3 rRNA genes are annotated in these 5,073 nt (G+C 51.5%); all 3 read right to left on the reverse strand.

Features of this window, described 5'->3' with window-relative positions:
* Window positions 1-24: 24 nt before the first annotated feature.
* The 3 genes from rrf to EKA13_RS25800 all read right to left on the reverse strand — a co-directional run bounded on the left by rrf (window position 25) and on the right by EKA13_RS25800 (window position 4,898).
* Window positions 25-140 (reverse strand): 5S ribosomal RNA (gene rrf / locus EKA13_RS25790).
* A gap of 137 nt (window positions 141-277) precedes the next feature.
* Window positions 278-3,167 (reverse strand): 23S ribosomal RNA (locus EKA13_RS25795).
* A 194-nt stretch (window positions 3,168-3,361) separates the two neighbouring features.
* A 16S ribosomal RNA gene (locus EKA13_RS25800) occupies window positions 3,362-4,898 on the reverse strand.
* The 16S, 23S and 5S rRNA genes sit together here, the layout of an rRNA operon.
* Between the last annotated feature and the right edge of the window lie 175 nt (window positions 4,899-5,073).

The raw sequence follows: 5,073 nt of genomic DNA on the forward strand, positions 1-5,073 counted from the left end.
GCAGATAGGGGTTTCGGAATTTAATCTTGACGATGACCTACTCTCACATGGGGAAACCCCACACTACCATCGGCGATGCATCGTTTCACTGCTGAGTTCGGGATGGGATCAGGTGGTTCCAATGCTCTATGGTCGTCAAGAAATTCTGTGTACCAGACCGTCTTTCGACGCTCCAGCAAATCGGGTATGTGATAGTTGTGAGTTGCAAATTTTCGGTTCGTTTCGTCTTCACAACACCGCAATCTGGTCATTTCGACGCAAATTGCTTGGGTGTTATATGGTCAAGCCTCACGGGCAATTAGTATTGGTTAGCTCAATGCCTCACAGCACTTACACACCCAACCTATCAACGTCGTAGTCTTCGACGGCCCTTCAGGGAGCTCAAGGCTCCAGTGAGATCTCATCTTGAGGCAAGTTTCCCGCTTAGATGCTTTCAGCGGTTATCTCTTCCGAACATAGCTACCCGGCAATGCCACTGGCGTGACAACCGGAACACCAGAGGTTCGTCCACTCCGGTCCTCTCGTACTAGGAGCAGCCCCTCTCAAATCTCAAACGTCCACGGCAGATAGGGACCGAACTGTCTCACGACGTTCTAAACCCAGCTCGCGTACCACTTTAAATGGCGAACAGCCATACCCTTGGGACCGGCTTCAGCCCCAGGATGTGATGAGCCGACATCGAGGTGCCAAACACCGCCGTCGATATGAACTCTTGGGCGGTATCAGCCTGTTATCCCCGGAGTACCTTTTATCCGTTGAGCGATGGCCCTTCCATACAGAACCACCGGATCACTAAGACCTACTTTCGTACCTGCTCGACGTGTCTGTCTCGCAGTCAAGCGCGCTTTTGCCTTTATACTCTACGACCGATTTCCGACCGGTCTGAGCGCACCTTCGTACTCCTCCGTTACTCTTTAGGAGGAGACCGCCCCAGTCAAACTACCCACCATACACTGTCCTCGATCCGGATGACGGACCTGAGTTAGAACCTCAAAGTTGCCAGGGTGGTATTTCAAGGATGGCTCCACGCGAACTGGCGTCCACGCTTCAAAGCCTCCCACCTATCCTACACAAGCAAATTCAAAGTCCAGTGCAAAGCTATAGTAAAGGTTCACGGGGTCTTTCCGTCTAGCCGCGGATACACTGCATCTTCACAGCGATTTCAATTTCACTGAGTCTCGGGTGGAGACAGCGCCGCCATCGTTACGCCATTCGTGCAGGTCGGAACTTACCCGACAAGGAATTTCGCTACCTTAGGACCGTTATAGTTACGGCCGCCGTTTACCGGGGCTTCGATCAAGAGCTTCGCGTTAGCTAACCCCATCAATTAACCTTCCGGCACCGGGCAGGCGTCACACCCTATACGTCCACTTTCGTGTTTGCAGAGTGCTGTGTTTTTAATAAACAGTCGCAGCGGCCTGGTATCTTCGACCGGCATGGGCTTACGGAGCAAGTCCTTCACCCTCACCGGCGCACCTTCTCCCGAAGTTACGGTGCCATTTTGCCTAGTTCCTTCACCCGAGTTCTCTCAAGCGCCTTGGTATTCTCTACCCAACCACCTGTGTCGGTTTGGGGTACGGTTCCTGGTTATCTGAAGCTTAGAAGCTTTTCTTGGAAGCATGGCATCAACCACTTCGCGCTCTAAAGAGCACTCGTCATCAGCTCTCGGCCTTAAGATCCCGGATTTACCTAAGATCTCAGCCTACCACCTTAAACTTGGACAACCAACGCCAAGCTGGCCTAGCCTTCTCCGTCCCTCCATCGCAATAACCAGAAGTACAGGAATATTAACCTGTTTTCCATCGACTACGCTTTTCAGCCTCGCCTTAGGGACCGACTAACCCTGCGTCGATTAACGTTGCGCAGGAAACCTTGGTCTTTCGGCGTGGGAGTTTTTCACTCCCATTGTCGTTACTCATGTCAGCATTCGCACTTCTGATACCTCCAGCAAGCTTCTCAACTCACCTTCACAGGCTTACAGAACGCTCCTCTACCGCGTCACCTAAGTGACACCCGTAGCTTCGGTGCATGGTTTGAGCCCCGTTACATCTTCCGCGCAGGCCGACTCGACTAGTGAGCTATTACGCTTTCTTTAAAGGGTGGCTGCTTCTAAGCCAACCTCCTAGCTGTCTAAGCCTTCCCACATCGTTTCCCACTTAACCATGACTTTGGGACCTTAGCTGACGGTCTGGGTTGTTTCCCTTTTCACGACGGACGTTAGCACCCGCCGTGTGTCTCCCATGCTCGGCACTTGTAGGTATTCGGAGTTTGCATCGGTTTGGTAAGTCGGGATGACCCCCTAGCCGAAACAGTGCTCTACCCCCTACAGTGATACATGAGGCGCTACCTAAATAGCTTTCGAGGAGAACCAGCTATCTCCGAGCTTGATTAGCCTTTCACTCCGATCCACAGGTCATCCGCTAACTTTTCAACGGTAGTCGGTTCGGTCCTCCAGTCAGTGTTACCTAACCTTCAACCTGCCCATGGATAGATCGCCCGGTTTCGGGTCTATACCCAGCGACTAAACGCCCTATTAAGACTCGCTTTCGCTACGCCTCCCCTATTCGGTTAAGCTCGCCACTGAATATAAGTCGCTGACCCATTATACAAAAGGTACGCAGTCACCTAACAAGTAGGCTCCCACTGCTTGTACGCATACGGTTTCAGGATCTATTTCACTCCCCTCTCCGGGGTTCTTTTCGCCTTTCCCTCACGGTACTAGTTCACTATCGGTCAGTCAGTAGTATTTAGCCTTGGAGGATGGTCCCCCCATATTCAGACAAAGTTTCTCGTGCTCCGTCCTACTCGATTTCATTGATAAGAGATTTTCGCGTACAGGGCTATCACCCACTATGGCCGCACTTTCCAGAGCGTTCCGCTAATCTCAAATCAACTTAAGGGCTAGTCCCCGTTCGCTCGCCACTACTAAGGGAATCTCGGTTGATTTCTTTTCCTCAGGGTACTTAGATGTTTCAGTTCCCCTGGTTCGCCTCTTGCACCTATGTATTCAGTACAAGATACCTAGGTTATCCTAGGTGGGTTCCCCCATTCAGAGATCTCCGGATCAAAGTCTGTTTGCCGACTCCCCGAAGCTTATCGCAGGCTACCACGTCTTTCATCGCCTCTGACTGCCAAGGCATCCACCGTATGCGCTTCTTCACTTGACCATATAACCCCAAGCAATCTGGTTATACTGTGAAGACGACATTCGCCGAAAATTCGCAATACTCTTAAGACTTAAGAGACACTCACAAATTTTACCTTAGCCTGAATAAACACCAGTGAAAGTGCCACCTAATCGTCTTCTTCAATGAATCAAGCAATTCGTGTGGGAGCTTATGAAGCAGCTGATGTCGTCGATTAAGGAGGTGATCCAGCCGCAGGTTCCCCTACGGCTACCTTGTTACGACTTCACCCCAGTCATGAATCACACCGTGGTAACCGTCCCCCCGAAGGTTAGACTAGCTACTTCTGGTGCAACCCACTCCCATGGTGTGACGGGCGGTGTGTACAAGGCCCGGGAACGTATTCACCGCGACATTCTGATTCGCGATTACTAGCGATTCCGACTTCACGCAGTCGAGTTGCAGACTGCGATCCGGACTACGATCGGTTTTGTGAGATTAGCTCCACCTCGCGGCTTGGCAACCCTCTGTACCGACCATTGTAGCACGTGTGTAGCCCAGGCCGTAAGGGCCATGATGACTTGACGTCATCCCCACCTTCCTCCGGTTTGTCACCGGCAGTCTCCTTAGAGTGCCCACCATAACGTGCTGGTAACTAAGGACAAGGGTTGCGCTCGTTACGGGACTTAACCCAACATCTCACGACACGAGCTGACGACAGCCATGCAGCACCTGTCTCAATGTTCCCGAAGGCACCAATCCATCTCTGGAAAGTTCATTGGATGTCAAGGCCTGGTAAGGTTCTTCGCGTTGCTTCGAATTAAACCACATGCTCCACCGCTTGTGCGGGCCCCCGTCAATTCATTTGAGTTTTAACCTTGCGGCCGTACTCCCCAGGCGGTCAACTTAATGCGTTAGCTGCGCCACTAAAATCTCAAGGATTCCAACGGCTAGTTGACATCGTTTACGGCGTGGACTACCAGGGTATCTAATCCTGTTTGCTCCCCACGCTTTCGCACCTCAGTGTCAGTATGAGCCCAGGTGGTCGCCTTCGCCACTGGTGTTCCTTCCTATATCTACGCATTTCACCGCTACACAGGAAATTCCACCACCCTCTGCCCTACTCTAGCTCGCCAGTTTTGGATGCAGTTCCCAGGTTGAGCCCGGGGATTTCACATCCAACTTAACGAACCACCTACGCGCGCTTTACGCCCAGTAATTCCGATTAACGCTTGCACCCTCTGTATTACCGCGGCTGCTGGCACAGAGTTAGCCGGTGCTTATTCTGTCGGTAACGTCAAAACAGCAAGGTATTAGCTTACTGCCCTTCCTCCCAACTTAAAGTGCTTTACAATCCGAAGACCTTCTTCACACACGCGGCATGGCTGGATCAGGCTTTCGCCCATTGTCCAATATTCCCCACTGCTGCCTCCCGTAGGAGTCTGGACCGTGTCTCAGTTCCAGTGTGACTGATCATCCTCTCAGACCAGTTACGGATCGTCGCCTTGGTGAGCCATTACCTCACCAACTAGCTAATCCGACCTAGGCTCATCTGATAGCGCAAGGCCCGAAGGTCCCCTGCTTTCTCCCGTAGGACGTATGCGGTATTAGCGTTCCTTTCGAAACGTTGTCCCCCACTATCAGGCAGATTCCTAGGTATTACTCACCCGTCCGCCGCTGAATCAAGGAGCAAGCTCCCGTCATCCGCTCGACTTGCATGTGTTAGGCCTGCCGCCAGCGTTCAATCTGAGCCATGATCAAACTCTTCAGTTCAATACTGCTTGGGTTTTGAGAAAACCCTAAACTTGGCTCAGCAATCTCAAATGACTATTTCGATTTCTCGTGTAGTCACTTGTGATGCTGATAATCTTTTTGACTATCAGTCTGATTTCACAAGCACCCACACGAATTGCTTGATTCGATTGTTAAAGAGCGGTTGGTTAAGAGC

Source organism: Pseudomonas defluvii (assembly GCF_001695625.1).
GTDB lineage: Bacteria > Pseudomonadota > Gammaproteobacteria > Pseudomonadales > Pseudomonadaceae > Aquipseudomonas > Aquipseudomonas defluvii.